The following is a 2,517-nucleotide window of genomic DNA, read 5'->3' as shown; positions in this document are numbered from 1 at the left end:
GTAAGCGTCCGGCCACTACCGTCTTGAACGGGTATTCAATCGGACCGATGATAGCGTCACACCGCTGGGAAGCGGCGTGTTGTTTAGGCAGGGTTGATCTGCTGGAGGTAGTTCCACGGCAGGAACTCGTCAACGCGGTTGGCGGGGTGGTCGGCGATCTGCGCCAGCACATGGCGCAACCAGGCTTCGGGGTCGACCCCGTTTAGCTTGGCGGTACCGATCAGCGAGTAAATCGCGGCGGCCCGCTCGCCGCCGCTATCGGCCCCTGCAAACAGGTAGTTGCGGCGGCCGATGGCGATGCCGCGCAGCGCCCGCTCGGCCGCCGAGTTGTCGATTTCGATGGCGCCGTCGTCGCAGTAGCGCATCAACGCAGGCCACAGGTTCAATGAGTACTGGATGGCCGCCGCCGTGTCCGATTTGCGCGAGAGCTTGTCGAGCGCGCTCCGCAACCAGCGGCCCAGGTCGTCGAGCAATGGTCGCGAGCGTTCCTGCCGAACGGCTTTGCGTTCGTCGGGTGGCTTGCCCCGAATCTCGGCCTCGATCACATACAATTCCGCGATCCGCCGCAGCGCCTCGGTGGTCAGCGCCGACGGCCGGGCCGCGTGCAGGTCGTAGAATTTGCGGCGCGCGTGCGCCCAACAGGCCGCTTCCTGGATCGCGCCACCTTCGTAGAGAAAGTTGAATCCGGCATACGCATCAGCCTGCAGAACGCCCTTGAACGCGGCCAGGTGGGTTTGTGGATGGAGGCCTTTGCGATCCGGCGAGTAGGCGAACCACACTGCCGGCGGGGCCGTGTCGGCGGCAGGCCGGTCGTCGCGGACATAGGTCCACAGCCGGCCGGTTTTGGTCTTGCCGTTGCCGGGTGCGAGTACCGGCACCGGCGTGTCGTCGGCATGCAGTTTGCTGGCCGCCAGCACGTGTTTCCGGACCGCGTCGACTAACGGGCGCAGCAGCGCGCTGGCGGCGCCCACCCAACTGGCCAGCAACGCGCGGTCCAAGTCCACTCCCTCGCGCGCATAGATCACGGACTGCCGATACAACGGCAGGTGGTCGGCGAACTTGGCCACCAGCACGTGCGCCAGTAGGCCGGGCCCGGCGATGCCGCGCTCGATCGGCCGGCTCGGCGCCGGCGCCTGCACGATGGCGTCGCAGCAGCCGCAGGCCAGTTTGGGGCGCACATGGCGGATCACGCGGAAGCTGGCTGGCGTGAACTCGAGCTGTTCGGCCACGTCCTCACCAAGTGGGTGCAGCACGCCGCCGCATGCCGGGCAGGCGTCGGCCAACGGCAAGTGCACTTTCTCGTCGCGTGGCAGGTGGTCCGGCAATGGTTTGCGTGGTGCGCGCCGGCGCGGCGCCGGGTCCGCTGCTGGCATTTCCCGCTCGGCCTCGGCGTCGTCGGCCTGCAAGTCTTCCAACTGGAGTTCAAGCTGTTCGATCTGGTGATCCAGCTTCTCGGACTTGCGGCCGAATTGCATACGCCGCAGCTTGGCGATCTGCAGCTTCAGGTGCTCGATCTCGGCGGCCCGCGTCGTCAATTGGGCCTGCATGCTCAGCAGTGCATCGCCTTGCGCGGCGATGGTCGCGTCGCGTTCACGCACCAGGCGCTCGCTCGCCAATAACAGCGCCTTCAAGGCGTCGATGTCGTTGGGCAAGTCGGTTGAGCTGAGCATGGGCCGAGTTTACGCTTGCGGCGCGACGTTTACAAGGCTGACGTTGGACGCCAGGTACGTTCCGGCCGGCGCCAGTCTATGCCCTCGAGTAGCATCGACAGCTGCGCCTGCGTCAACGCCACGCTGCCGCTCCCGGCCTGTGGCCAAACGAAGCGGCCACGCTCAAGACGCTTGGCCAGCAGGCACAGGCCATCGCCGCTCCACCAGAGCACCTTGATCATGTCGCCGCGCCGGCCCCGGAACAAGAACACGTGGCCGCTGTACGGATCTTCGGCCAACGCCGTCTGCGCCTTGGCCGCCAGTCCGTTCATGCCGGCGCGCATGTCGGTCACGCCGGCGGCCAACCATATCTTGGTGCCTGCCGGCAGGCCGATCATGGCAGCAGCCGCCCCAGCAACAGCGCCAACGTGGCCGCGTCGACCTGGCCCTCCAGGCGCAGCTGGGCCTGGCCAATGCTGAGAACGATGACGCCGGGTGGGATGCTGGCCGCCGACGCAGACGCGGGCGGCGTATCGAGCACCTTGACAGCCACCAATTGGCCCGGCGCGTTGCCGCCGGCAGGCACCTCGCCACCGAAACGCTTGCGCCAGCTGAACAACTGATTCGCGTTGATCTTCAATTCGCGGGCGATCAGCGACACCGAAGCGCCGGCGACCAGCGTGCGCGCCACGGCTGCACGCTTGAACTCGTTGCTATGCTGGCGATACGGGCCGCGTTTCACCCTGGTTGTGACTGGTTGAATTATTGTGTCCATAAATAAATTTGTGGACACAATCAATTTGCGTCCCAAATTCAATCATCGGGATCTGCGGCGATTAAGGGAAGACGGTGGTGAGGCGACGCTTAC

Annotated in this window: 3 protein-coding genes; all 3 read right to left on the bottom strand. The window is 65.8% G+C overall.

What is annotated here, in order from left to right; genetic code table 11:
* Window positions 1–83: 83 nt before the first annotated feature.
* Genes tnpC through GCN74_RS28100 form a run of 3 tightly spaced genes read right to left on the bottom strand, consistent with a single transcriptional unit; the run spans window position 84 to window position 2,424 of the window.
* Window positions 84–1,670 (bottom strand): IS66 family transposase, encoded by a 1,587-nt coding sequence (tnpC, locus tag GCN74_RS28110; RefSeq protein ID WP_152259700.1) that lies wholly within the window; start codon window positions 1,668–1,670, stop codon window positions 84–86.
* A gap of 29 nt (window positions 1,671–1,699) precedes the next feature.
* Window positions 1,700–2,047, bottom strand: a complete 348-nt coding sequence (gene tnpB, locus GCN74_RS28105) for an IS66 family insertion sequence element accessory protein TnpB (RefSeq protein ID WP_017875969.1) — start codon at window positions 2,045–2,047, stop codon at window positions 1,700–1,702.
* Window positions 2,044–2,424 (bottom strand): transposase, encoded by a 381-nt coding sequence (locus GCN74_RS28100; RefSeq protein ID WP_152259699.1) that lies wholly within the window; start codon window positions 2,422–2,424, stop codon window positions 2,044–2,046. Before GCN74_RS28100 ends, tnpB begins: the two co-directional genes overlap by 4 nt.
* Between the last annotated feature and the right edge of the window lie 93 nt (window positions 2,425–2,517).

This window comes from Janthinobacterium sp. FT14W (assembly GCF_009208755.1).
In the GTDB taxonomy this organism is placed as follows: domain Bacteria; phylum Pseudomonadota; class Gammaproteobacteria; order Burkholderiales; family Burkholderiaceae_D; genus Janthinobacterium; species Janthinobacterium violaceinigrum.
The sequence above is the reverse complement of the archived record's forward strand: the minus strand, read 5'-3'. Positions and strand labels throughout refer to the sequence as shown.

Coding starts and splice junctions, on each gene's coding strand:
- tnpC (WP_152259700.1), bottom strand. CDS start 1,670: ATGCTCAGCTCAACCGACTTGCCCAACGACATCGACGCCTTGAAGGCG.
- tnpB (WP_017875969.1), bottom strand. CDS start 2,047: ATGATCGGCCTGCCGGCAGGCACCAAGATATGGTTGGCCGCCGGCGTG.
- GCN74_RS28100 (WP_152259699.1), bottom strand. CDS start 2,424: ATGGACACAATAATTCAACCAGTCACAACCAGGGTGAAACGCGGCCCG.